The organism is Mesorhizobium sp. B2-4-7 (genome assembly GCF_006442685.1).
Classification (GTDB): Bacteria; Pseudomonadota; Alphaproteobacteria; order Rhizobiales; family Rhizobiaceae; genus Mesorhizobium.
Window position 1 is genome coordinate 134,616 of sequence record NZ_VFVH01000010.1, and the last position, 23,109, is coordinate 157,724.

Consider the following 23,109-nt stretch of genomic DNA (forward strand, 5'->3'; position numbering starts at 1 on the left):
TTAATCAGCCGCCGCCGGGCTTGCCGGCCATCTCCAGCAGCGCCAGCACCGAGCGCCAGTTGCGCGCAGTGCCCGGTACCTTCAGTACGCGTGGAATGAGATTGGCAAACACCGATTTGCCCAGTCCGTCGGGTGCATGCAGGTAAAGCACGTCGCCCTTGATCTCGAACCGCTCCGGACCCGTACATCTTTCGGCCAGCCGTGCCGCCTCCTCGGCGGTAGGCGCGCGCTCCAGCGCATACGCGTGCAGCTTTGTCGGCTCCTCGGCAATCTCCGGATAGGGATTTTCCCTGACCAGCCGTTCGACCCAGCCGAGATCGCGCACCATGATGCGCGAATGAAAACCCCATTTCTCCTCGAAAGCCGCTTCGATCTGTTTGGTCAGCGTGGCGGCGTCTCCCTCCTTCGCCCGGAACACCGCGTTGCCGCTCTGCACGTAGGTAGCGACATCGCAAAACCCGAGATCCTCCAAGAACGCCCGCAACTCGGCCATCCTGACGATGCGGTTGCCGCCGACATTGATGCCTGAAAACAGGGCGATGAAGACGTTTCCGCTCATATGATGAACCCGGCCAATGTCTCGTTGTCGGTGATATCCTGATACTGGACGCCTTCGGCCTCGAAATTCGCTTTCAGCAGGTCGAAATTGCGGCGATCCTTGGTTTCGATGCCGATCAGAACCGAGCCGAAATTGCGTGCCGACTTCTTCAGATATTCGAACCGGGCGATGTCGTCGTCCGGCCCCAGCATTTCAAGGAAGTCGCGCAGCGCGCCCGGCCGCTGCGGAAAGCGGATGATGAAGTATTTCTTCAGGCCCTCGAAGCGCAGTGCCCGTTCCTTGACGTCCGGCAGCCGTTCGAAATCGAAATTGCCGCCCGAAACCACCGCCACGATGGTCTTGCCGCGGATTTCCTTCCTGGAAAAATCCTTCAGCGCATCGATAGCCAGCGCGCCGGCCGGCTCCAGCACCACGCCCTCGACATTGAGCATCTCGATCATGGTCGCGCAGAGCCGGTTTTCCGGGATCAACCGCACCGTGTCGGCGGCGAAGTCCTTGAGGTGACGCAGGGGCTCACGGCCGATCTCGGCGACCGCCGCGCCGTCGACGAAATTATCGACCTTGGCGAGTTTGAGCCGTTTTCCCGCCGCAAGGCTCTCGCGCAGGCTTGGCGCCCCTGCCGGTTCGCAAAAGACGAAGCGCGCCTCACGCCCCTGATCGGCGAAGTAGTGCGTCACCCCTGCGGCCAGACCTCCGCCGCCGACCGGCAGCATGACGATGTCGGGCATGCCCGCGCCGGGCATCTGGTGGGCGATCTCATAGGCGACCGTCGCCTGTCCCTCGATGATGTCCTTGTGGTCGAAGGGCGGCACCATATGAGCGCCGGCGCTTTCGGTGAATTCGATGGCGGCGCGATAGCAATCGTCGAAGAAATCGCCGACGAGCCTGATCTCGACGAAGTCGCCGCCGAACAGCCGCGTCTTGTCGATCTTCTGCTGCGGCGTCGTCACCGGCATGAATACAACGCCCTTTTTACCGAAATGACGGCAGACGAAGGCGAAACCCTGCGCATGATTGCCGGCGGAAGCGCAGACGAACAGTTCGGCCTGATTGCCTTCGCCAAGTGCCTTGCGGAAGAAGTTGAAGGCGCCGCGGATCTTATAGGAGCGCACCGGGCTCAGGTCCTCGCGCTTCAAAAGCACCCGCGCGCCGGTCTTCTTCGACAGATAGTCGTTCTCCTGCAGCGGCGTTTCCGGAAAGATCCGGCGGATCGCGGAAGCAGCGGTGGCAACACGGGAAGAGAAGCTGGTCATCGGAAAGCCACCTTGAACGCATGTCGTTTGGGAACGTCTATCATCGATTGGCTGCGGAACGCCCTTTTGTCGCGAGCCTTGCCGCCAAGCAACCCGATTCCGTCTATTGCACAGGCGACCCCGTGAAACCATTGCCCGTCACTCATGTTCCCAAGCGGTCGGCGTTTAGTGACATATTTGCCGTTAGTTGGAGGTGATTGTTCATGTAATTCTTGAAATCCATGCGGGTGCCAAGGCCCGTCGGGGCTCGCCCTGATGCAGTCTGGCTTTCGTGCAACACTGCGGCGGCGGTCGCGAGACGCCGACCGCTTTTCGGCTGGGCACGACTTACTTCCGCCGCACTTGCGCTGTCGGGGGAGACTTGCGGAGGCGATTGGCCTTTTCGGGCCGGAGTGGAATTTCAGACGTGCCGTTGAAGACGATTTTTGCCATTGGCCTAGCCTTGCTTGTCGCGGGCTGCGCGGGACAGCAGACCCAGGAACTGCTCGGCAGCGCCATCGTGGCAGCGCCGGTGACCGAGATCGCCGGCAATCACAGCATCTTCATCGCCACCACGCGCAAGAAATCCGACGATCCGAACAAGGTCTTCGACGGCGAGCGATCGGCCACGCTGAACTACGCCCGCGTCAACGTCACCGTGCCCGGCATCCACCAGACCGGGCAGATCGAACGCCGCTCGCGCGGCAAGTCGAACGATCCGGCCAAGTATTTCATGGCCTCGGAGGTCGTCGGCTACGACACCCAGCCGAAATTCGCCAATGCGCTGAGTGCTGACATCGCGGCGCGCGGCGACCGCGTCATGGTCTTCGTCCATGGCTACAACACCGGCTTCGACGACGCCGTTTACCGCCTGACCCAGATCGTCCACGATTCCGGCTATCCCGGCACACCCGTGCTGTTTTCCTGGGCATCCGGCGCCAAGACCACCGACTATGTCTACGACAAGGAAAGCGCCAGCGCCGCGCGCGACCAGCTCGAAGTGACGTTGCGTATGCTGGCGCAGACCGGCGCGCGGCGCATCGACATCGTCGCCCATTCAATGGGAACCTGGGTGACCATGGAGACGCTGCGCCAGCTCGCCATCACCGGCGACCGTGATCTCGGCGGCAAGCTCGGCGACGTCGTGCTCGCATCGCCCGACATCGATGTCGACGTGTTCAAGAGCCAGATGCGCCGCTATGGCAAACCCAACAAGCCGTTCATCCTGTTGTTGTCCGATGATGACCGCGCGCTCCGGCTCTCCGGTCTGATTGCCGGCGCGCGGCCGCGCGTCGGCGACTACAAGGACGCCGCCGACCTTGCATCCTACGGCGTAACGGTCGTCGACCTCTCCAAGATCAAGGGAGCGGACAGTTTCAACCATACGAAATTCGCCGACAATCCCGCGCTGGTGAAGATGATCGGCCAACGGCTGCGCGAAGACGATGGATTTGCCAGCGACCGCGACGTGACCGACCGCATCAGCCTGCTCGGCCAATAGATGCATCGCCGCGGGTTCGCGTGGCCCGCTCGGCCTTGCGACAGAGTCGACCAACTTTGAACTGGACCGCGCCGGCCTCTGGCCTTATCGAAATATCCAGCGACGTCACGCGTTTGACGTCCTCCTTTGCGGGAGCCGGCGTGTGACGGTGCATTCGAAGAGTTTCGTCGTCATTGCGTTCACGCTGCTGGTCGCAGGCTGCGCCGGCCGAAACACGCACGATCTGCTGAACAGGACGACGGTTGCCGTACCCGCGTCCGACATCGCGGCCACCCACGAGATATTCGTCGCCACCACCCGCCAGAAGGCGACCAAGGACCCGCGGCAGGTGTTCGACGGCGATCGCTCCTTGACCACCAGCTTCGCCCGGGTCGACGTCACCGTGCCGAAAAGTCACAAGGTCGGCATGATCGAGCGTGTCCGGGGGTCTGCCAACAGCAATCCAGCCAAGGATTTCACCGCCAGGGATGTCGCGTTCTACGCGGATGCGCCGCAATTCGCCAAGGCGGTCGGTGCCGACATCGCCATGCGCGGCGACCGTGCGCTGGTTTTCGTGCACGGGTTCAACAATGGTTTCGACGACGGCATCTACCGGCTGACGCAGATCGCGCACGACACGAAATATCCGGGCACGCCGGTGCTGTTCTCCTGGGCCTCGAGCGGCAAGACGACGGGCTACATCTATGACAAGGAGAGCGCCAACGCGGCGCGTGACGACCTCGAGGCAACGCTCAGGATGCTGGCCAAGACGCGGGCCAAGAGTATCGACATCGTTGCCCATTCGATGGGAACATGGGTGACCATGGAGGCGCTGCGCCAGCTTGCCATCACCGGCGACCGCGATCTCGACGGCAAGCTCGGTTATGTCGTCCTGGCCTCGCCCGACATCGACGTCGACGTGTTCAAGAAACAGATGATCCGCTACGGCAAGCCGGACAAACCGTTCGCCATCCTGCTTTCAGCGGACGACCGGGCGCTCAAACTGTCTTCCCTGATCTCGGGCGACAAGCCCCGCGTCGGCGACTATGACGACGCGGCCGATCTCGCCAGCTATGGCGTGTCTGTGGTCGATCTCAGCCAGACCAAGGGTGGCGACCGGCTGAACCACGCCAAATTCGCCGACAATCCGATCCTGGTTCAGTTGCTCGGCGACCGGCTGCGGGCCCCGGCCGGCCTGGCGTCGGACGAACCTCCAGTGCAGCTCAACAATCTCGGCCAAGGCCTCGGCAAGGCCGTCGGCTCGGTTGCCGAGATCGTCATCACCACGCCGTTCAAGGTGCTGACGATCGCCACCGGCGGATGAGCGAAGCGACCGCAACTGCTCTTATACGAAGAGGTCGACCTTCTGGAAGGTCGTCACGTCGATCAGGCCGACATCGGAAATCCTGAGCTCCGGAATGACGACCAGCGCCAGCAGCGAGTGCTGCATGTAGGCGTTGTTCAGCGAGCAGCCCATCTGGCGCATGGCCTCGGTCAGTTTGTCGGCCTTGGCCGCGACGATTTCGGCCCGCTCGTCCGACATCAGCCCGGCGATCGGCATTTCGACCAGTGCCAGTTCCTTACCCTTGGAAAACAGCACGACGCCGCCACCGACCTCGCCCAGTCGGTTGACCGCAAGCGCCATATCCCGCTTGTTGGTGCCAACGACGATGATGTGGTGGGCATCATGCGCCACGCTCGACGCCATCGCGCAATCGCCGATGTAGCCGAAGCCGGAGACAAAGGCATTGGTGACGCCGCCGGTACCCTTGTGACGCTCGACCAGCGCGATCTGGCAGACGTCGTTGCGGCGATCCATGGCGACCAGCCCGTCCTCGACGGCGAGATCCGCTTCCAGCGCCCGCGTCGGTGCCTGATTTTCGATGACCCCGATGACCCGGACCCGGACTTCGTTCGCGCCCTTGGGTGCCGTGATGTCGAAATCGTGGGCCTTCAGCTTCTTGCCGAGCTTGACGGTGTTCTTCGCCGCCTTGGGATAGTCGTAGACCGGAATGTCGATGTCGAGCTTGCCGGCCTTGGCCAGCCTGACGCCACGCGCATAGACCTCGTCGATGGTCATTTCGGCGAGATCCGAGACGATTAAAAGGTCAGCCAGCCGCCCCGGCGCGATCGATCCGATCTCGCGCTCCAGCCGGAAATGCTGAGCGGTGTTGAGCGTCGCCATCTGGATCGCGGTCACCGGTTTCAAGCCCTGGCTGATGGCGTGGCGGACCACGCGGTCCATATGCCCCTGGTGAACCAAGGTGCCGGAATGGCTGTCGTCGGTGCACAGGATGAAATTGCGCGGATCGATGCCGCCCTCGGTAACCGCCTTGATCTGCGAGGCGACGTCGTACCAGGCCGAGCCCAGCCGAAGCATCGCCTTCATACCCTGGCGCACGCGGGCGATGGCATCTTCGGCGCGCGTGCCCTCATGGTCGTCCTCCGGGCCGCCGGCGACATAGCCATGGAACGGCAAGCCGAGATCGCGCGAGGCATAGTGCCCGCCGACGGTCTTGCCGGCTTTCACGGTCGCGGCGATCTCGCCCGACATCACAGGATCGTTGGCGGCGACGCCAGGGAAATTCATCACCTCGCCCAGCCCGATGATATTTTCCCAGCCCATCGCCTCGGCGACGTCGGCGACCGTCAGTTCGGCGCCGGCATGTTCGAGCCCGGGGGCCGACGGCACGCAGGACGGCATTTGGACATGCACGTTGATCGGCATGGCGACGGCCTCGTCATGCATCAGCCGCACGCCGGGCAGGCCGAGCACATTGGCGATCTCGTGCGGATCGATGAACATCGAAGTCGTGCCATGCGGGATCACCGCGCGGCAGAATTCGGTCACCGTCACCATGCCGCTCTCGACATGCATGTGCGCGTCGCAAAGGCCGGGCACCAGATAGCGCCCGCCGGCATCGACCACCTTGGTGCCCTGCCCGATGGCATGGCCGGCGTTCGGACCGCAATAGGCGAAGCGGCCGCCGGCAATAGCGATGTCGGTGCCGGCTACGATCTCGCCGGAGTGAACATTGACCCAGCGCCCGTTGCGGATGACGAGATCGGCGGGTTTCCTGCCCATGGCGACATCGACCAGATGCGTTGCCATTTCAGTCCATGGTCTGGGTTTGCTGCCCGACGGCGTGTTCGCCATGAAGCGACTCCTGTTTGCCCGACTGTGCCAAGCCGCCACGGTTTTGACCAGCCTCACACTTTCTCCCGATTGTTCCAAGACCGACGGAGAGCGTAAATCGGCCGCACAGAAATGCGATTCCGTTTTGCCGCAAATCGGGTTACCGTGCCTGCCAGGATCTTCCAGCTCTTCGTTCGGGCAGTTCGATGCGTCGCCTAATGCTTGCAACTGTCGGTTTTCTTGCCGCTCTGGCCGCACCGGCTTTCGCAGCCGAACCTGTGGCCGATGTGCCGATGACCGCGCCCGGTTTCGACTGGACCGGCTACTATGCCGGCCTGCAAGGCGGTTATGGCTGGGGCAGTTCCGATATCTCGGGAACCGAGGGCGAGCCGTTTGCCGCCTCGCCAGACCTCGACGGCGGTTTCGTCGGTGGCCATGTCGCCGGTCTGTGGCAATTCGACCAGGCTGTGCTCGGCGCCGAAGCAGAGCTTAACTATTCCTCGGCAAAGGGCGCCGAAGAACTGGGTGCGGGAAATCTGCTCGGCACGGATGTCAAGTGGTTCGGTTCCATCAATGCCAAGGCCGGCTATGCGATGGATCGGTTCCTGATCTACGGCATCGGCGGCGTCGCCTTTGCCGGCATCGAAACCTCCCAAGATGCCGGTACCTCGTTCGACAACACGCGAACCAGCATAGGCTGGACGGTTGGGGCCGGCGTCGACTATGCGCTGACCGACAGGTTCGTCGTCGGGGCGCAGTATCGCTACTATGATTTCAGCAAGGAGCATTTTGATGCGCCGGACGATTTTCTCGATCGCGACCAGAATGTGAAGCTGAATACGGTCGGCATCAATCTGAGCTACAAGTTCTGAGCCCCATCACCGCGCCCGGTCACCGGGCAGGATCATGCTCGATCTCGCATGGTCCGTGACGGCAATTCTAAGGCAATTCCAAGGACTGAGGGGCCGGCGTCCCCAGTGGGCGGGGGGATGGGTTGGGCCTGGTAGACGCCGGCCTCGACGGATCAGATCCGCCGCGCAGACACCGTATCATTGCCTGCGGCGCGCGGAATTGCGTGATCGCACCAGTATCACCATGCCCGCTTGTCTGAACGTCACCGGCGCAGCACTTGATGCCGCGTGCCGTTTATGATCCTGCCCTCGCACGCAGGCGCGCGTCCGCCATCGCAGTACCCGCGCCCGATCGCGCAGTGAACACTCAAAGAATTGCATCGAGAAAAGAGCCATCGAACCGCAAGTGCGGACGAAGGTCCAAGAACATCAGCAAGACCTTGGTCCGAATACCTACAGCAGAGGTCCGATCAGCTCTCCTGCAAGGAACGTACTCGCATTCCTTCCATTTGTTGAACGGGTGCAGCAATGGTCCTTCATGTGCCCACGAGAGCAGGGTTACAATCATTTGCACCCTCAACCCCCTGCTCAGTTCGCAGGCAGAAAGCTCAAATCGAGATCTCGTGCGGCTTGAGCTGTCGTGAAACTACCCCCGAGGGATCTGGAATGGAGAAACACTTATGAAAGCGATTTTTCTGACAAGTGCCATGGCGCTCGTTTTCGTTGCAATGCCGGTTGTCGCTTCGGCGGCAGAAGCCGACGTCGTCATCAAAACCCATCGCCATCATCACCGTCACCTGGCAGTGATCAACGATCAGGGCCAGCGCCTCCATCATCGGCGCCATGGCACGGTGGCCTTCTATGACCAAGGTCGCCGGCATCATCGCCGCGACACCGTCGTCATAACGGGCTCAACTGAACGCCGTCACCACCGGCATCACCCAGTGGTGATCTACGACAGCAACGACTAATATTGTGCAATCCGGCCCGGCTGATCGCCAACCCTGCCGGGCCGTGCCCGCGAGCGGCGGACTGACAACAAGGGAAGTGGAGGAAGCCAGGCGGGTCTTCCCTGTTGAAAATGAGTGCTTAATCGCAGCCCGGGTATGAGAGGCCGGTCGTGCTCTCCAGCTTGAGCTTCTGGTCCCTCAAGAGGGCGCCAGTAAAAAATAAACGCCGGCGATCAGTGTCGATGTCAAACAAATCGCCATTGCCACGACCACCTTGGTCGCGAACCGCTCGGCTCTCGCGCAAAGCGCGTCAGCAAAATCGTCGCTCTGGATACTTTTCAAGAGCGGCTTGTTGTCGACGCCAGCCATGTGATTGTCGTTGTCGGGGATTGTGACACGGTCACGGCCATCAGTTTTGATGGAACCAGGGGTCATGCTTTGCCTCACGAAGCGTCGGATTGACATCAGCCACCGTTCGACGGAGCTGCCGGATTCGCCGATGCGGACGGCTTTGGCTTTGGGAGCGTCAATCTTGACGCCAAATATTTTTTCCGCCTGCCAGAACAATGGCCACGGCAGCGCTGCCGCCAGAATTTACCACAGCGGGGCCGGCTGCCATGATCGGCCTCCAGTTGAAGATCATTAGCAAACGCAACGCACGCTTCCTACCGGCGGTTCCACTGCTGGGGCTTGGGTCCTATTGAACATGCGACCAAAGTCAGATCGTGGCGCGCAAAAGGCCCAAACCCACGGTTGTTTGGAACCCACGCGTCTAAGAGCGATTGCCTGACAGGCCATTGAACGATGGTTCCCCTGATCGATGGCCAGCATTGGGAGCCCTTGCCAACCCTGGCAATCCTTCGGGCGCCACCGCGCTTCGCGTCAAGCCCAACGAGAGAGAAAGGAAGCAACAATGAGAACCGATCTTACAACCGTCGTAGCGGGATTCCTGCTGCTTGCCGGCATCGGTGCCGCCGCCGCACAGGATGTGGTCATTCAGCCGCAGGACGAAACCGTCATACAAGAATACGTAAAGAAACAGCCTCTGGCCTCAGTCAAGATTCCCGGCGTTGAGCTCAATGTCGGGACCGCCCTGCCCGATACAGTCGAGCTTCATGAAATTCCCAACGTCAAATATCGCTATGTCGTCGTGGACAATCACACCGTCGTCGTGGATCCCGGCACACGCAAGATCGTAAAGATTATCCAGTGAGCGCTTGAACGCCACGATCCGCCGTTTCAGGTCGGCGGATCGTGGCAACGTTCGCCGAGGGCCCATAGCCGACGGCGCGCCTCGGCGCACGGTCGCCGAGCCGCCGCTAGAAGACCCGGGTGGCACCCGTTGGTGGCGGCTAGGCTCTGCAGAGCATTGAAGTAGAGTTAAGGTGGTGCGGACGACGGGAATCGAACCCGTACGATCAGAGATCGAGGGATTTTAAGTCCCTTGCGTCTACCAATTCCGCCACGTCCGCGCGCCTTTCGTTTCAACTACCTAGGCGATCTCGTCAATTAGGGCCATGCAGTCCCAAAAAAGCGTTGTGCAAAACACGTTCGTTTTCATTCGCCCCGCACCGATTCTTCGTCCCGCAGGGGCGACCGGTATCGGTCAAACAGCGATCGGATGGAGCTTCAGATGCTGGATCAGGATGATGGTCTTGGCGTCGATGATGCGGCCATCGGCAATGCCGGCCAGAGCCTCGTCGAGCGGCATTTCCAGCACCTCGATGTCCTCGCCTTCGTCCGCTGCGCCGCCACCGGCCGAAATGCGGTCGGCGGGCGAATAGAGGGCGGTGAAGAACCAGAGCCGCTCGGTGACGCTGCCTGGGCTCATGTAGGGCGAAAACAGCCGCTCCACATGGTTCAGCCGATAGCCGAGCTCTTCCTCCGCCTCCTTGCGGATGCAGGTCTCCGGATCGTTTTCGTCGAGCAGTCCCGCGCAGGCCTCGACCAGCGGCTCGCGGTGGCCGGTGACATAGGCGGGATAGCGGAACTGGCGCACTAGGAGCACGGTCGAACGATGGGGATCATAGGGCAGGATCACCGCGCCATCGCCGCGATCGTAAGTCTGGCGGATTTGTGTCTCCCATTGTCCGTCGCGGCGACGGTAGTCGAGGACGGTCTTCTTCAGAACCGCCCAGTCGTCGGATAGGATTTCTTCAGAACGGATGCGGATACGATCTTCCATCGGCTGCCTCCACGTTACCCGGGAGGCGTAGCCGCGAACCAGCGTTCACGCAATCGGGGCAGCGGTTGGTCCAGCAAGCATTTCACTCTCTCGTGTGTGGCATGGCGGCGATCGATCGCCTAAATAGCGCATCCTATTCCCGGAGTTTCGTTCATGACCACATCGCTTTTCCAGCCGATCACGCTCGATGGCTTGAGCTTTCCCAACCGCATCGCCGTCGCGCCGATGTGCCAGTATTCGGCCGAGGACGGCTCGGCGAGCGACTGGCATCTCCACCACTGGATGAACCTGGCAATGTCCGGCGCCGGCATGGTGACGGTCGAGATGACCGATGTCGAGCGGCGTGGCCGCATCAGCCATGGCTGCCTCGGCCTCTATTCCGAAGACAATGAAGCCGCTGCGCGCCGCGCCCTGGACGCAGCAAGGCGCGTGGCCGCACCCGGCACCAAATTCGGCACTCAGCTTGCCCATGCCGGCCGCAAGGCCTCGAACCGCAAGCCTTGGGAGGGCGGCGGACCGCTGCAGCCGAACGAGGATCCCTGGCAGACCGTCTCGGCTTCGGCAATCGCCTACGATACCGGCTGGAACGTGCCGCGAGCGCTGGAGGAAGAGGAGATCCTCCAGCTCATCGAGCGGTTCGCCGAGGCGGCGAGGCGGGCCGAACGCGCGGGCTTCGACTTCATCGAGCTGCACGCGGCGCACGGCTACCTGATCTTCCAGTTCCTGTCGCCGCTCTCCAACCAACGCACGGACAGCTGGGGCGGCTCGCTGGAAAACCGCATGCGTCTTGTCGTCGAGATCGCCAAGGCGGTGAAAAAGGCAGCGCCAAAACTGATGCTGGGCGCCCGGCTGTCGGTCAAGGATTGGGTCGATGGCGGTTTCGACGTCGAGGATGCGATCGAAGTGGCGAAAGCGCTGAAGGCCGAAGGCGTCGCTTATCTCTGTTGCTCGAGCGGCGGCAATTCGCCCTTGCAGAAACTGCCCTCCGGCCCCGGCTATCAGGTACATCTGGCGGAAGCCGTGCGCAGGGGCGCCGGCATCCCTACCCGCGCGGTCGGTCTGATCGACGATCCCAAGCAGGCAGAGGCGATCATCGCCGAAGGCCGCGCCGACATGGTTGCGCTGGCGCGCGCCTTCCTCGCCGACCCGCGCTGGGGGTGGCGAGCGGCCGCCACGTTCAGCGAGACGATCCATCCCGCGCCGCAGCTCGCGCGCTCGGTGACGACGATGCAGCACTGGATGAAGGCGGCGGACTGAGCGACCCTTCCGAGAAGGGCGGAACGCGTCGTCGGACGACCGCCGCAATAGAGCTTCCAAGGAGGTTTGGGACGTTTGGGCGCAGGCTGAGGACACGGTTGCAACCAAATTGACTGCTTTGCGTTGCGGCCATGATGGACAACAAGCCTTTTGAAACACCGGTCGTGGTCGAACTCGGCCATGTCGGCAAATATCGCCACATCCGCAGTACCCAGGAGGCGGCGGAGTGCCTGATGACGGTTTGGCCGCTCAATCGCGGCCCCCGTCATCGTGATGCTCTCGACACTTGCCTCAAAGTGCTGGAAGGTTATCGTTCGACAGCGGATGCGCGCCGGGCCCTTATCGAAGCCGCCAAGGAATCGGAAGTGCTGGTGCCAGACGACAAGCTGTCCGACGACCGCCTGCATTGAGCGGACGGACCTTTAAACCGGAGGTTATTGATGGCGAAGCTGACTTACAAGATCGTCGAGCATGACGGCGGCTGGGCCTACAAGGTCGGAGCGACCTTCTCGGAGACGTTTCCCACGCATCAGGACGCGTTGCGGGCCGCCGAGATCGCTTCAGCCGAGCAGCAGGTCGCGGGGTCGACGGACGGCATCCAGTACGAGGATGCCGACGGCAAATGGCATGAGGAACTGGCTGATGGACGCGACCGGCCGCAGACCGAGGTTTCCGACTGATCTTTCAGCCCAAAGCCCGATCGCCCCAAAGGCCGGCCGCCCCGGAGCGCCGACCGCGGACGTCGGGAGAGAAAACGCCCTACGGTCAGCAGGGAAACTTACGGCTGATTATTTGCCGCAGTACTGGTCATTGACGTTGCCTTGAGCATTGGCGTCCGGACCTGGAGTATTGTGAGCACATGGGCCCATCCCACCGGTATTGCCTTGGGTGCTCAACCCGGAGCCGTATGCGTTGATGCTCCCGGTGGTGCTCTGGTCGATGGCTGATGAATCCTCATTGCCGAACAGCGACCAATTGTTCCACCAACTATCATGGTTGTAATACCTGCCGTCCGTCGACTGCGCCATCGCCGATGTGGCAAGACCGGCCGTCAGAACGAATGCCGCGAAAAGTTTTTTGTACATTGGATCACTCCGTTTTGTCTTCGTCGCCTTGGGTGCGACACGGGGCAAACCAGTCATCAGCCGAATGGTTCCTTGAATTCCTTGTGAAGCGTCGGTGAAGCGACGATCCACGGCGTGGACCACAAGCATCGCCAGCAGGAGCAACGCCGGCAGGCACCGGCGGCACAACGATCAGCCGTGCAGCTTCGCGGCGATTTCGGCGACGCGCCCGCCCTGGAACTTCGCGCCTTCGAGTTCCTGCGCCGAAGGCTGGCGCGAACCGTCGCTGTCGCTTGTGGTGGTCATGCCGTAGGGCGCCCCCCCACGCACGACATCGTTGCCCATCTGAGCCTGATAGGCATAGGACAGGGGAACGATGATCATGCCGTGGTGCTGAAGCATGGCCTGGGTGCTGATCAGCGCCAGTTCCGCGCCGCCGTGCTGGGTCGCGGTCGAAGACATCACCGAGCCGATCTTGTTGATCAGCGCGCCCTTGACCCATAGCGGGCCGGTCTGGTCGAAGAAGTTCTTCAGTTGCGCGCACATCATTCCGTAACGCGTCGAGGCGCCGACGATGATCGCGTCATAGTCGCTCAGTTCCAGCGGGCTGGCGATCGCCGCTTCCTGGTCGAGCTTGTAGTGGGCGGCCTTGGCGACCGCTTCGGGCACGAGTTCGGCGACGCGCTTGATGGTCACCTCGGCACCGGCTTCGCGCGCGCCTTCGGCTGCGGCCTTGGCCATCTGCTCCATGTGACCCCAGCTCGAATAGTAGAGAACAAGTACTTTCGCCATTTGCGTCTCCTTGACGTGATGATCCTCGCCCGCCCCAGCCACGCCAGGGTACTTAGGGCGCCAATATTCGGGGAATTGTTCACCGGTCGGATGGCATTGCCGCTGGCCGCGTGCCGCGCTATTTCAGGCGACCCGTTTTTGCCGGAGCCATCGATGTCCGAAATCGTTACCGCCGCCATGCTCGTCATCGGCGATGAGATCCTGTCCGGCCGCACCAAGGACAGGAATATCGGCCATCTGGCTGACATCATGACGGCCATCGGCATCGACCTGAAGGAGGTGCGCATCGTTCCCGATGAGGAAGACGAGATTGTCGCCGCGGTAGATGCGGTGCGGGCCCGCTATACCTATGTGTTCACAACCGGCGGCATCGGGCCGACCCATGACGACATCACAGCCGATTCGATTGCCAGGGCCTTCGGCGTGCCGTGCGAATACGATGCCAAGGCCTATGCCCTGCTGGAAGCAAGCTATGCCGCTCGCGGCATCGAATACACCGAGGCCCGCAAGCGCATGGCCCGAATGCCGCGCGGCGCCGACCACATCGACAATCCGGTGTCGGTCGCGCCCGGATTCCGCATCGGCAATGTCCACGTGATGGCAGGCGTGCCCTCGATCTTCCAGGCCATGCTCGACAATGTCGTGCCGACGCTGAAGGCCGGCACGAAAATGCTGTCGGCGGCGGTGCATTGCCCGTTCGGCGAAGGTCTCGTCGGCGGGCCGCTGGGCGAGATCCAGAAAGCGCATCCGGACACGATCATCGGCTCCTATCCGAAATACGGCGACGGCAAGTTCTGGACCGAACTGGTGGTCCGTGCCCGCAGCCAGCAGGCCCTGGACGCTGCGCGCGCCGATGTTGAGGCGATGGTGGCCGGCTTTGCCAGCAGCGCGAGCTGATCCGGTCCAGGCCGGAACCAAGCACAACGCCGCGACGTTTCCTTGCCGCGGGCGGATCGCTCGCAAAATGAGGGGATCACCATGCGCTTCAAGACGATCGTCGCCATTCTGCAGAACGAGCAGGACGCGGAGCGCGTGCTCGACTTCGCCATTCCGCTTGCCGGCCGCTTCCAGAGCCATCTGATCGGCATCCACGCCGAAGCGCTTCCGGTGCCCTACACCTCGGCCACCGGCTTCCCCGACACCGAGTTCCTGCAGGTTTCGGCCGACATGAACCGTGAACGGGCCGAAAAGCTGCGGGCCGCGTTTCTCAGGCATATCGAGAATTCCGGCCTGTCCTTCGAATGGCACAGCCTGGAGAGTTTTTCCGGCGACAGCGCCCTGACCGGCATTTCAAGCGTGCGTGCCGCCGACCTGATCATCGCCGCGCAGCGCGAGACGGGCGGCGATGCGAGCGCCGACGTCGACACACTGGTCTACGACGCCGGACGGCCGGTGCTGGTAGTGCCGCACCTGGGTCCGCTGATCACCACCTTCAAGCGTGTGCTGCTTGCCTGGAACGGCAGCAAGGAGGCCGCACGCGCCGCCTTCGATGCGCTGCCCTTCATCATCGAGGCCGACAAAACCGACATTCTGGTCATCGATCCGCCGGACACGCTCGATGAACGCCCCGAGGCCGCCGGAGCGGAAATCGCTTCCGCCTTGTCGCGTCATGGCGCCAGCGTGAGTGTCTCGGTGCAGAGATCGGGCGGCACCTCGGTCGACGAGGTGATCCAGACCAGGATCGCGGAGACCGGCGCCGATTTGCTGGTGCTTGGCGCCTACAGCCACTCGTGGCTGCGCCAGCTCCTGTTCGGCGGAGTGACGCGCTCCGTGCTGCGCACCGCGCCGGTGGCGGCTTTCCTGTCGCGGTAAGTTCACAGTGTCGTTTGCGGCCGCTCTTGCCAAGCGCGAGGTTTTCCAGTTACTTCCGCGCGCATTCCCCTGTTTTCTGCGCGCGACCGCGCGTGCTGCGGAGTGCGCGAAAGATGTCCCTTCCCGAAAAAGCCTTTCCGGTCTCCTGGGACCAGTTCCACCGCGATGCGCGCGCGCTCGCCTGGCGGCTTGCCGGCACCAACAAGGCGCAATGGAAAGCGATCGTCTGCATCACGCGCGGCGGCCTCGTGCCGGCGGCGATCATCTCGCGGGAGCTTGGCATACGCGTTATCGAGACGGTCTGCGTCGCCTCCTATCATGACTACAGCAGCCAGGGTCAGCTGCAGGTGCTGAAGGAGGTCACGCCGGCCCTGCTTGCCGACGACGGCGCGGGCGTGCTGATTATCGACGACCTGACCGACACCGGCAAGACGGCTGGCATCGTGCGCGCCATGATGCCGAAGGCGCATTTCGCCACCGTCTACGCCAAACCGAAGGGGCGGCCGCTGGTCGATACTTTCGTCACCGAGGTCAGTCAGGATACCTGGATCTATTTTCCCTGGGACATGGGCTTCACCTACCAGAAGCCGATCGCCGACGATCACGCCGGCTGATTCGCGGCAAGCAACCTGCTGCAAATCGAGCCGCAGGGAAGTCTCATCCACTAGGCAAAGGGTCTCGCGAGGCTGGCTGGCGCGCGGAAATCGGCGTCTATTGGCGAAAATCGGCCATCCTGATGAAAGTTTTTACTTTTATTGCCGATAATTAGCCGTAAGATTCGTGAGACGGCAAACGATTCTGGAGGCTGGGGCTAGCTTCTCCGATGCTGACGAGGCCAACGACGCACAACCATCTGGCCGAAAGGGTCCGGCGACTCTTCGGCACCGCGCCGTGCCGTCTGCAGGTAGCCGCCCTGCCCTGGCGCGAAACCGGAAACAGCGTCGAGATCATGCTGATTACCAGCCGCGATACCGGCCGCTGGGTGCTTCCGAAGGGCTGGCCTGAAGCCAGGGAGCCGCTTTGCGAAGCCGCGGCGCGCGAGGCTGTCGAGGAAGCCGGACTGCGCGGGACGATCTCGCATCTCGAGGCCGGCCGCTACTTCTACGCCAAGGCCCTGGCCTCCGGCGAGGAAGTGCCGTGCGAGGTATTGGTGTTCCCGCTGCATGTCGACAAGGTCGCCGACCATTGGAAGGAAAAACGCTCCCGCACCCGCAAATGGGTCAGTTCGAGCGAAGCGGTGCGCATGGTCAACGAACCGGATCTTTGCCAGATCATCGCCTATTTCTGCGCCGACCCGCGTCGGTTTGCCTGAACCGGGACCGGCCGCGCCACCAAGCAGCTCGGACGGGGGCGCCTGCGGCGTGAATGCTTTTCTAATGAAGACGTAATAGGATCTGATCCGATCCTGGCGTTTTACCGATGACAAATCCCGCAAATCCCAATCCAGAGAGATCCGACGAGCACAAGCGCGAGCATCGCCAGCGCGTGCTCAAGGGCGGCACGATCATCACGGGCATCTCGAATTCGGAAGTTGGCTGCACGCTGCGCAATCAAAATGAAGGTGGCGCCGAACTCAAGCTTCCGCCCGAAGCAACGATTCCGGATCATTTCCTTCTCTATGTGCCCGTCGACGGCATCGGCTATCGATGCGAGGTCCGCTGGCGCCGCAACGGCCGGATCGGGGTGCACTTCACCGGAACCGAGCCGAAGCCCAGGACGCATTACGGCTGATCCGCGACGTCGGATGCGCCAGATGGTCTGTGCCTGGATCACGCCCCGGAGCCGTCGCGAAGCCTGACAAGCGCGTCTTTGTCCCCTCGGCCGGGGGCTACCGCGGCAGCTCCATTCTATCCCCGTTATCCACATGTGTGACACACAAGATGTTGAGGTCACAAAAGCTACGCAAACGAATCCTTGACGGCGCAAAACGAGTCGCCTTTTATAGGCCATGCGCTCCTGTTGAGAGCGCGACCGGAAAGTTCTGAGCCCGGTCTTTTTCCCGGATTATGTGCGTTTTTCCCCACATTTCCGCCTGTTTACGAGGCTGGCGGAAGCGTTGGGATTGTGGGGGCGTGGGCGATAAAGGGAGAATTGTCGGACTGGAATAAATTGTCTGTTAACACTATATTTAGTGTTTGCAGGCAGGTTCGACGCTAGATAATGTGAATTTCCCTCGAGTGAGGGAATCGGAAAAAATCAGTTTTGAGGACCCGCGGGTTCGTCGGTGAGTTGGACAGGCGCTTCGCAAGAAGTTTGACCAGCAAGGCGGACGAAGACCGCGAAAATGGAGAGCCGGCCGTTTTCGAACGCCGGCAGACGGCGGACATGCGCGTTTCGCATTGGGAGCAGAAATCTCCTGACGAAAGCGCTATATATAGACAAAAGGGACCGGACAATGCGCATCGAGCGTCGTTTCACCAGACAGGGACAATCGGCTTACGCGGAGATCGAATTCCGCAAGGCGCTCTCCGAGATCAAGAATCCGGATGGCTCGGTGGTGTTCCGCTTGGACAATATCGACGTGCCGGCGCAATTCTCCCAGGTCGCCGCCGACATCCTGGCGCAGAAATATTTCCGCAAGGCCGGCGTCCCCGCGCGGCTGAAGAAGGTCGAGGAGAACGATGTTCCCTCCTTCCTGTGGCGCTCCGTCGCCGACGAGGCCGAACTTGCCAAGCTGCCGGAAGCCGAGCGCTACGGGTCCGAGATCGACGCCCGCCAGGTCTTCGACCGGTTGGCCGGCACCTGGACCTATTGGGGCTGGAAGGGCGGCTATTTCAAGTCGGAGGAAGACGCGCGCGCCTTCCGCGACGAGCTTGCCTACATGCTTGCCACCCAGCGCGTGGCGCCGAACTCGCCGCAATGGTTCAACACCGGCCTGCACTGGGCCTATGGCATAGACGGCCCGAGCCAGGGCCACTTCTATGTCGACCCGTTCACCGGCAAGCTGACCAAGTCGAAATCCTCCTACGAGCACCCGCAGCCGCATGCCTGCTTCATCCAGGGCGTGCAGGACGACCTCGTCAATGAGGGCGGCATCATGGATCTGTGGGTGCGCGAGGCGCGCCTGTTCAAATACGGCTCGGGCACCGGCTCCAATTTCTCGCTGCTGCGCGGCGAGGGCGAAAAGCTGTCCGGCGGCGGCCGTTCGTCCGGCCTGATGAGCTTCCTCAAGATCGGCGACCGCGCCGCGGGCGCCATCAAGTCGGGCGGCACGACGCGCCGCGCCGCCAAGATGGTCATCGTCGACGCCGATCACCCCGACATCGAGGAATTCATCGACTGGAAGGTCAATGAAGAGCAGAAGGTCGCCTCGCTGGTGACCGGCTCCAAGATCGTCAAGAAGCATCTCGAAGCGATCATGAAGGCCTGCGTCAACTGCGAAGGCCATGACGACGACTGCTTCGACCCCGCCGTCAACACCGCACTGAAGCGCGAGATCAAGGCGGCCAAGAAGGACGCGGTGCCGGAGAACTACATCTACCGCGTCATCCAGTTCGCCAAGCAGGGCTACACCTCGATGTCGTTCAAGACCTACGACACCGACTGGGATTCCGACGCCTACCTCACCGTCTCCGGCCAGAACTCCAACAATTCGGTGTCGCTGAAGGACAATTTCCTGCGCGCCGTCGAGGATGATGCCGACTGGCATCTCACCGCCCGCAAGGACGGCAAGGTGCTGAAGACGCTGAAGGCCAGGGATCTCTGGGAAAAGATCGGCTACGCCGCCTGGGCATCCGCCGATCCGGGCCTGCACTTCAACACGACGATGAACGACTGGCACACCTGCGCCTCCGCCGGTGCGATCCGGGCCTCCAACCCATGCTCGGAATACATGTTCCTCGACGACACGGCCTGCAATCTCGCCTCGATCAATCTGCTCCCCTACCGCAATGCCGACGGCACGATCGACATCGCTGCCTATGAGCATACGGTCAGGCTGTGGACCATCGTGCTGGAAATCTCGGTCATGATGGCGCAGTTCCCGTCAAAGGAGATCGCCAAGCTCTCCTACGACTACCGCACGCTGGGCCTCGGCTATGCCAATATTGGCGGCCTGTTGATGACCTCGGGCATTCCCTACGATTCCGATGAGGGCCGCGCCATCTGCGCCGCGCTCACCGCCGTCATGACCGGCACCGCCTACGCCACCTCGGCGGAGATGGCGTCCGAGCTCGGCGCCTTCCCCGATTACGACCGCAATGCGCAGAACATGCTGCGCGTCATGCGCAATCATCGCCGCGCCGCCTATGGCGACAAGGACGGCTACGAGAAGCTGGCCGTCAACCCGGTGCCGCTGGTCGCTTCCGACCTCAAGCAGCAGGAGTTGGCGACGCACGCCAAGGCTGCTTGGGACCGCGCCATCGAACTCGGCGAGGAGCACGGCTATCGCAACGCGCAGGCGACCGTCATCGCGCCGACCGGCACGATCGGGCTGGTCATGGATTGCGACACAACAGGCATCGAACCCGACTTCGCGCTGGTGAAGTTCAAGAAGCTCGCCGGCGGCGGCTATTTCAAGATCATCAACCGCGCCGTGCCGGAAGCGCTGCGCACGCTGGGCTATTCGGAAAGCCAGATCGCCGAGATCGAGGCTTACGCCGTCGGCCATGGCAATCTCAACCAGGCGCCCGGCATCAACCCCGGCTCGCTCAAGGCCAAGGGCTTCACCGACGACAAGATCGCGGCGCTCAACGCGGCGCTGAAGTCGGCCTTCGACATCAAGTTCGTCTTCAACCAGTGGACGCTCGGCGCCGACTGGGTGAAGGAGACCTTTGGCTTCACCGACGAGCAGCTCAACGACTTCTCGTTCGAGATGCTGCCGGCACTGGGCTTCTCCAGGAAGGACATCGAAGCCGCCAACATCCATGTCTGCGGTGCGATGACGCTCGAGGGAGCGCCCTTCCTCAAGGCCGAACACCTCCCCGTGTTCGATTGCGCCAGCCCCTGCGGCAAGATCGGCAAGCGCTCGCTGTCGATCAACAGCCACATCCAGATGATGGCGGCGGCACAGCCCTTCATTTCCGGCGCCATTTCCAAGACCATCAACATGCCGAATGACGCCACGGTGGAGGACGCCAAGAACGCCTACATGCTGTCGTGGAAGCTGGCGCTGAAGGCCAACGCGCTCTACCGCGACGGCTCGAAGCTCTCGCAGCCGCTCAATGCCTCGCTGCTCGCCGATGGCGAGGAGGACGAGGACGAGGCGATCGAACAGCTGGTCGCCGCGCCTGCCGCGCAGCGTGCGGTGCAGGTCACCGAAAAGATCGTCGAGCGCGTCGTCGAGCGTCTCTACCGCGACCGCGAAAAACTCCCGAACCGCCGCAAGGGGTATACGCAGAAGGCGGTCGTCGGCGGCCACAAGGTCTACCTGCGCACCGGCGAGTTCGACGACGGGCGTCTCGGCGAGATCTTCATCGACATGCACAAGGAAGGCGCTGCCTTCCGGGCGATGATGAACAATTTTGCCATCGCCATCTCGCTCGGCCTGCAATATGGCGTGCCGCTCGAGGAATTTGTCGAAGCCTTCACCTTCACCAAGTTCGAGCCGGCCGGCATGGTGCAGGGCAATGACGCGATCAAGAACGCGACGTCGATCCTCGATTACGTGTTCCGCGAACTTGCCGTGTCCTATCTCAACCGCCACGATCTCGCCCATGTCGACCAGTCGGATTTCGACAAGACGGCACTTGGGCGCGGCATCACCGAAGGCAAGGCCACGCCCTTCTCCAAGGGCCTCTACCGCGGTGCCTCGCCGGTCAAGCTGGTGTCGGGCGCCGAACCCAAGGGATTCGGCGGTTCCGCCCCGGCCACGGCCCCTGCCCGCGTGGCGCCGACGGCCTTCTCCGGCTCCAACGTACTGGCGCTGAAGCCGGCGAGCGACGAGGCCATCGCCTACAAGCGCGACTATGAGGAACGCGCCAGGGAACTGGTCGAGGACATCGCCGAGGAGGAAGCCGAAGCCTCCGGCGTCGAGGGGCTATTCTCCGACGCCGCCGCGCACGAGGCCGCCGAGGCCAAGGCACTTGCCGCCACCCGGCGCCAGCAATCGCTGATGCAGGGCTATACCGGCAACGAATGCTCGGAATGCCACAACTTCACCATGGTGCGGAACGGCACCTGCGAGAAGTGCGATACGTGTGGAAGCACGAGTGGGTGCAGCTGAGGCCTGTGAGATTACTGTAAAAACGCCGGAAATCGGGATCTAATAGTGCCGTCATGAAGAAAAGCAGACGGCACACGGCGCTTGGAAAGCGTTCCAAACACGGTCAAACGGTTAGGTCGCCTTTCCACGCGCTCGGCAACAAAGTAAGTTGGTCGTCGTGGAAGGATGACTTTCTACCAAATGTACTCTGGGCGTGCGTTGCGACCGGGGTAATGGACCGCGATGTCTATCTCGATCTATTCCGTAGAATCGGAGTGCGTGCCCGCAGCCGATGGAAAGATACGAAATATGTCTCTCTGACTCATACCGGTCTGTCGTCGACTGATTATGCCGATTTTGAATATGCTTTTGACCCTCTGCGGAATATCAAGGGCGGGTCGCAGATTTCTAACGCCATCGCATCGATAGGATCGATGCCAGACCGCGATCATTGGCAGAAGTTTCATGCGATAGAACCAGATACCGAGAAAGCGTGGGAAGCGCTTGCCCACGGAATTATGGCCTGTATAGACCATCAATCTCAACAATCCACCGACGTGAGATGGCTTAAGGTCGCTTATTTGGCCATATGCGGCCGATTGGTGCTTCCAAACGAAGAGCTTATTAAGGAGATACGCCTTTATCCTGACAAAGGCGAGATGACAAAAGTCCGACCGATGATCCGAGCCACGGAGATGTCGATCAGAATGATGGAGATGGAGGCAGAAAGACCTTCTGAAGCCCCACTCTTTCCTGTGGAAGCATTCTGGTCCGAGCTATATACAAGCACTAAATGCTTCGTAGCCTCTCCAAAGAAATCAACTACAGAAGATATTATCCTCACGAAAGAACTTAGTTCAATTGCTAATGACGTAATGAGTCATTTTTATCAATGTTCCAAAAATACCGGTATAGATCCACGATTAGATGGTGCTTTTGGATTATGTCTCTACAATTTGCACTTGGCTATCGAACTTGCGGCGCTTCCATCTAATTTTTTATCAAGCGGGCGCATTTTGCTTCGCTCGATTGTTGAGGCCTGTATCACACTTCGATATTTGACGGCGAAGGACGACGCAAGCCTATGGAAACAATATAGAAACTATGGAAGTGGGCAAACAGCGTTAGCTTTTCTCAAGACAATTGATCTAGACGATGCGCCCTCGTACGTTGATCTTGAAGCATTGGAAATGCTAGCTAACGAAGACGCTTGGTTTGAAACCCAGGATATTTTAATTGGAGCGTGGGACAAAAAATCGCTTAGGGAGATGGCAATTGAATGCGATAGAAAGGATCTTTACGACAAATACTACGACTGGTTGTCAGGGTTTTCTCACGGGCACTGGGGCGCAGTTCGAGATACCTCATTTACGATCTGCCTAAATCCGATGCACAGATTGCATAGAATTCCTATTTTTGGCCACGTGAAGCCGTCGGTCCTGCCAGACGTAAGCAAGCTAATAAACTTAATATTGGACGATCTTAATCATTTGTATCCAAGCTTCAAACCAAGAATTAAGTGGCATAAAACCAATAAGCCGACCGACAAAGTATCTAAGAAGCCGAAATCAAAAACCGCAGGCTGACCAGATCGGCTGGCGTGTGAGCCGGAACGTAGATGAAGTTGCCGTCCTCAAACGGTTCGGTTT

At 61.2% G+C, this 23,109-nt stretch carries 22 protein-coding genes and 1 tRNA gene; 15 read left to right on the top strand and 8 right to left on the bottom strand.

The genetic code is table 11. The features are described from left to right. Positions 1 to 4: 4 nt before the first annotated feature. Positions 5 to 559, bottom strand: a complete 555-nt coding sequence (locus FJ946_RS23945) for a DUF1697 domain-containing protein (protein WP_140522097.1) — start codon at positions 557 to 559, stop codon at positions 5 to 7. Beyond that, positions 556 to 1,812, bottom strand: a complete 1,257-nt coding sequence (ilvA, locus tag FJ946_RS23950; RefSeq protein WP_140493713.1) for a threonine ammonia-lyase IlvA — start codon at positions 1,810 to 1,812, stop codon at positions 556 to 558. Before ilvA ends, FJ946_RS23945 begins: the two co-directional genes overlap by 4 nt. A 406-nt stretch (positions 1,813 to 2,218) precedes the next feature. Between ilvA and FJ946_RS23955 the strand changes: the two genes are divergently transcribed. Together FJ946_RS23955 and FJ946_RS23960 are read left to right on the top strand one after the other, a co-directional pair. Next, on the top strand, positions 2,219 to 3,292 hold the full coding sequence (locus tag FJ946_RS23955) for an alpha/beta hydrolase (protein ID WP_140493715.1): 1,074 nt from the start codon (positions 2,219 to 2,221) through the stop codon (positions 3,290 to 3,292). A 142-nt stretch (positions 3,293 to 3,434) separates the two neighbouring features. Then, a complete protein-coding gene (locus FJ946_RS23960) occupies positions 3,435 to 4,595 on the top strand; it encodes an alpha/beta hydrolase (protein ID WP_140564639.1) in 1,161 nt (386 codons plus the stop codon). A gap of 21 nt (positions 4,596 to 4,616) precedes the next feature. Here the strand turns inward: FJ946_RS23960 and ade are convergent, their stop codons facing one another. Continuing rightward, positions 4,617 to 6,428: an adenine deaminase gene (gene ade / locus FJ946_RS23965; RefSeq protein WP_140564641.1), complete on the bottom strand. Its 1,812-nt coding sequence runs from the start codon at positions 6,426 to 6,428 to the stop codon at positions 4,617 to 4,619. Between the two features lie 185 nt (positions 6,429 to 6,613). Here ade and FJ946_RS23970 point away from each other — a divergent pair, with 185 nt between their 5' ends. After that, positions 6,614 to 7,279, top strand: coding sequence for an outer membrane protein (locus tag FJ946_RS23970; protein ID WP_140564643.1), 666 nt, complete (start codon positions 6,614 to 6,616; stop codon positions 7,277 to 7,279). A 659-nt stretch (positions 7,280 to 7,938) separates the two neighbouring features. Continuing rightward, a complete protein-coding gene (locus FJ946_RS23975; RefSeq protein WP_140493723.1) occupies positions 7,939 to 8,229 on the top strand; it encodes a hypothetical protein in 291 nt (96 codons plus the stop codon). A gap of 177 nt (positions 8,230 to 8,406) precedes the next feature. Here FJ946_RS23975 and FJ946_RS23980 read toward each other — a convergent pair whose 3' ends face one another. Further along, on the bottom strand, positions 8,407 to 8,775 hold the full coding sequence (locus FJ946_RS23980; protein WP_140564645.1) for a hypothetical protein: 369 nt from the start codon (positions 8,773 to 8,775) through the stop codon (positions 8,407 to 8,409). 346 nt (positions 8,776 to 9,121) lie between these two features. Between FJ946_RS23980 and FJ946_RS23985 the strand changes: the two genes are divergently transcribed. After that, positions 9,122 to 9,421, top strand: a complete 300-nt coding sequence (locus FJ946_RS23985) for a DUF1236 domain-containing protein (protein ID WP_140493726.1) — start codon at positions 9,122 to 9,124, stop codon at positions 9,419 to 9,421. 173 nt (positions 9,422 to 9,594) lie between these two features. On the opposite strand, the gene FJ946_RS23990 is transcribed toward FJ946_RS23985, so the two are convergent. Next, positions 9,595 to 9,680, bottom strand: a tRNA-Leu gene (locus FJ946_RS23990). 134 nt (positions 9,681 to 9,814) lie between these two features. Further along, on the bottom strand, positions 9,815 to 10,393 hold the full coding sequence (locus FJ946_RS23995) for an NUDIX domain-containing protein (protein ID WP_140517660.1): 579 nt from the start codon (positions 10,391 to 10,393) through the stop codon (positions 9,815 to 9,817). A gap of 153 nt (positions 10,394 to 10,546) precedes the next feature. On the opposite strand from FJ946_RS23995, the gene FJ946_RS24000 reads away from it, so the two are divergent. From FJ946_RS24000 to FJ946_RS24010, 3 genes are all read left to right on the top strand, one after another. Further along, complete coding sequence (locus FJ946_RS24000) at positions 10,547 to 11,650, top strand: NADH:flavin oxidoreductase/NADH oxidase (protein WP_140517661.1); 1,104 nt, start codon at positions 10,547 to 10,549, stop codon at positions 11,648 to 11,650. 131 nt (positions 11,651 to 11,781) lie between these two features. Next, entirely contained in the window at positions 11,782 to 12,060 is a 279-nt protein-coding gene (locus tag FJ946_RS24005) for a DUF982 domain-containing protein (RefSeq protein ID WP_140517662.1), read from the top strand. Between the two features lie 30 nt (positions 12,061 to 12,090). Further along, positions 12,091 to 12,330, top strand: coding sequence for a DUF2188 domain-containing protein (locus FJ946_RS24010; RefSeq protein WP_140493732.1), 240 nt, complete (start codon positions 12,091 to 12,093; stop codon positions 12,328 to 12,330). 108 nt (positions 12,331 to 12,438) lie between these two features. Here FJ946_RS24010 and FJ946_RS24015 read toward each other — a convergent pair whose 3' ends face one another. Both FJ946_RS24015 and wrbA read right to left on the bottom strand, forming a co-directional pair. Then, complete coding sequence (locus FJ946_RS24015; protein ID WP_140494988.1) at positions 12,439 to 12,735, bottom strand: hypothetical protein; 297 nt, start codon at positions 12,733 to 12,735, stop codon at positions 12,439 to 12,441. A 171-nt stretch (positions 12,736 to 12,906) separates the two neighbouring features. Then, on the bottom strand, positions 12,907 to 13,506 hold the full coding sequence (wrbA, locus tag FJ946_RS24020) for an NAD(P)H:quinone oxidoreductase type IV (protein ID WP_140517663.1): 600 nt from the start codon (positions 13,504 to 13,506) through the stop codon (positions 12,907 to 12,909). Positions 13,507 to 13,659: 153 nt separating this feature from the next. On the opposite strand from wrbA, the gene FJ946_RS24025 reads away from it, so the two are divergent. The 7 genes from FJ946_RS24025 to FJ946_RS24055 all read left to right on the top strand — a co-directional run bounded on the left by FJ946_RS24025 (position 13,660) and on the right by FJ946_RS24055 (position 23,046). Beyond that, complete coding sequence (locus FJ946_RS24025) at positions 13,660 to 14,403, top strand: competence/damage-inducible protein A (RefSeq protein WP_140564647.1); 744 nt, start codon at positions 13,660 to 13,662, stop codon at positions 14,401 to 14,403. An 81-nt stretch (positions 14,404 to 14,484) separates the two neighbouring features. Continuing rightward, positions 14,485 to 15,318 carry a universal stress protein gene (locus FJ946_RS24030; protein WP_140493736.1) on the top strand — a complete coding sequence of 278 codons (834 nt, stop codon included), beginning with the start codon at positions 14,485 to 14,487 and terminating at the stop codon, positions 15,316 to 15,318. A gap of 113 nt (positions 15,319 to 15,431) precedes the next feature. Then, positions 15,432 to 15,932, top strand: coding sequence for a xanthine phosphoribosyltransferase (gpt, locus tag FJ946_RS24035; RefSeq protein WP_140493737.1), 501 nt, complete (start codon positions 15,432 to 15,434; stop codon positions 15,930 to 15,932). A gap of 209 nt (positions 15,933 to 16,141) precedes the next feature. Further along, positions 16,142 to 16,630 (top strand): NUDIX hydrolase, encoded by a 489-nt coding sequence (locus FJ946_RS24040; RefSeq protein ID WP_140493739.1) that lies wholly within the window; start codon positions 16,142 to 16,144, stop codon positions 16,628 to 16,630. A 107-nt stretch (positions 16,631 to 16,737) separates the two neighbouring features. Continuing rightward, positions 16,738 to 17,049, top strand: coding sequence for a PilZ domain-containing protein (locus tag FJ946_RS24045; RefSeq protein WP_140564649.1), 312 nt, complete (start codon positions 16,738 to 16,740; stop codon positions 17,047 to 17,049). 664 nt (positions 17,050 to 17,713) lie between these two features. Continuing rightward, entirely contained in the window at positions 17,714 to 21,481 is a 3,768-nt protein-coding gene (locus tag FJ946_RS24050; RefSeq protein ID WP_140564650.1) for a vitamin B12-dependent ribonucleotide reductase, read from the top strand. Positions 21,482 to 21,693: 212 nt separating this feature from the next. Further along, positions 21,694 to 23,046, top strand: a complete 1,353-nt coding sequence (locus FJ946_RS24055; RefSeq protein WP_140564652.1) for a DUF5677 domain-containing protein — start codon at positions 21,694 to 21,696, stop codon at positions 23,044 to 23,046. Positions 23,047 to 23,109 lie beyond the last annotated feature (63 nt).

Coding starts and splice junctions, on each gene's coding strand:
- FJ946_RS23945 (WP_140522097.1), bottom strand. CDS start 559: ATGAGCGGAAACGTCTTCATCGCCCTGTTTTCAGGCATCAATGTCGGC.
- ilvA (WP_140493713.1), bottom strand. CDS start 1,812: ATGACCAGCTTCTCTTCCCGTGTTGCCACCGCTGCTTCCGCGATCCGC.
- ade (WP_140564641.1), bottom strand. CDS start 6,428: ATGGCGAACACGCCGTCGGGCAGCAAACCCAGACCATGGACTGAAATG.
- FJ946_RS23970 (WP_140564643.1), top strand. CDS start 6,614: ATGCGTCGCCTAATGCTTGCAACTGTCGGTTTTCTTGCCGCTCTGGCC.
- FJ946_RS23975 (WP_140493723.1), top strand. CDS start 7,939: ATGAAAGCGATTTTTCTGACAAGTGCCATGGCGCTCGTTTTCGTTGCA.
- FJ946_RS23985 (WP_140493726.1), top strand. CDS start 9,122: ATGAGAACCGATCTTACAACCGTCGTAGCGGGATTCCTGCTGCTTGCC.
- FJ946_RS23995 (WP_140517660.1), bottom strand. CDS start 10,393: ATGGAAGATCGTATCCGCATCCGTTCTGAAGAAATCCTATCCGACGAC.
- FJ946_RS24000 (WP_140517661.1), top strand. CDS start 10,547: ATGACCACATCGCTTTTCCAGCCGATCACGCTCGATGGCTTGAGCTTT.
- FJ946_RS24005 (WP_140517662.1), top strand. CDS start 11,782: ATGATGGACAACAAGCCTTTTGAAACACCGGTCGTGGTCGAACTCGGC.
- FJ946_RS24010 (WP_140493732.1), top strand. CDS start 12,091: ATGGCGAAGCTGACTTACAAGATCGTCGAGCATGACGGCGGCTGGGCC.
- FJ946_RS24015 (WP_140494988.1), bottom strand. CDS start 12,735: ATGTACAAAAAACTTTTCGCGGCATTCGTTCTGACGGCCGGTCTTGCC.
- wrbA (WP_140517663.1), bottom strand. CDS start 13,506: ATGGCGAAAGTACTTGTTCTCTACTATTCGAGCTGGGGTCACATGGAG.
- FJ946_RS24025 (WP_140564647.1), top strand. CDS start 13,660: ATGTCCGAAATCGTTACCGCCGCCATGCTCGTCATCGGCGATGAGATC.
- FJ946_RS24030 (WP_140493736.1), top strand. CDS start 14,485: ATGCGCTTCAAGACGATCGTCGCCATTCTGCAGAACGAGCAGGACGCG.
- gpt (WP_140493737.1), top strand. CDS start 15,432: ATGTCCCTTCCCGAAAAAGCCTTTCCGGTCTCCTGGGACCAGTTCCAC.
- FJ946_RS24040 (WP_140493739.1), top strand. CDS start 16,142: ATGCTGACGAGGCCAACGACGCACAACCATCTGGCCGAAAGGGTCCGG.
- FJ946_RS24045 (WP_140564649.1), top strand. CDS start 16,738: ATGACAAATCCCGCAAATCCCAATCCAGAGAGATCCGACGAGCACAAG.
- FJ946_RS24050 (WP_140564650.1), top strand. CDS start 17,714: ATGCGCATCGAGCGTCGTTTCACCAGACAGGGACAATCGGCTTACGCG.
- FJ946_RS24055 (WP_140564652.1), top strand. CDS start 21,694: ATGGACCGCGATGTCTATCTCGATCTATTCCGTAGAATCGGAGTGCGT.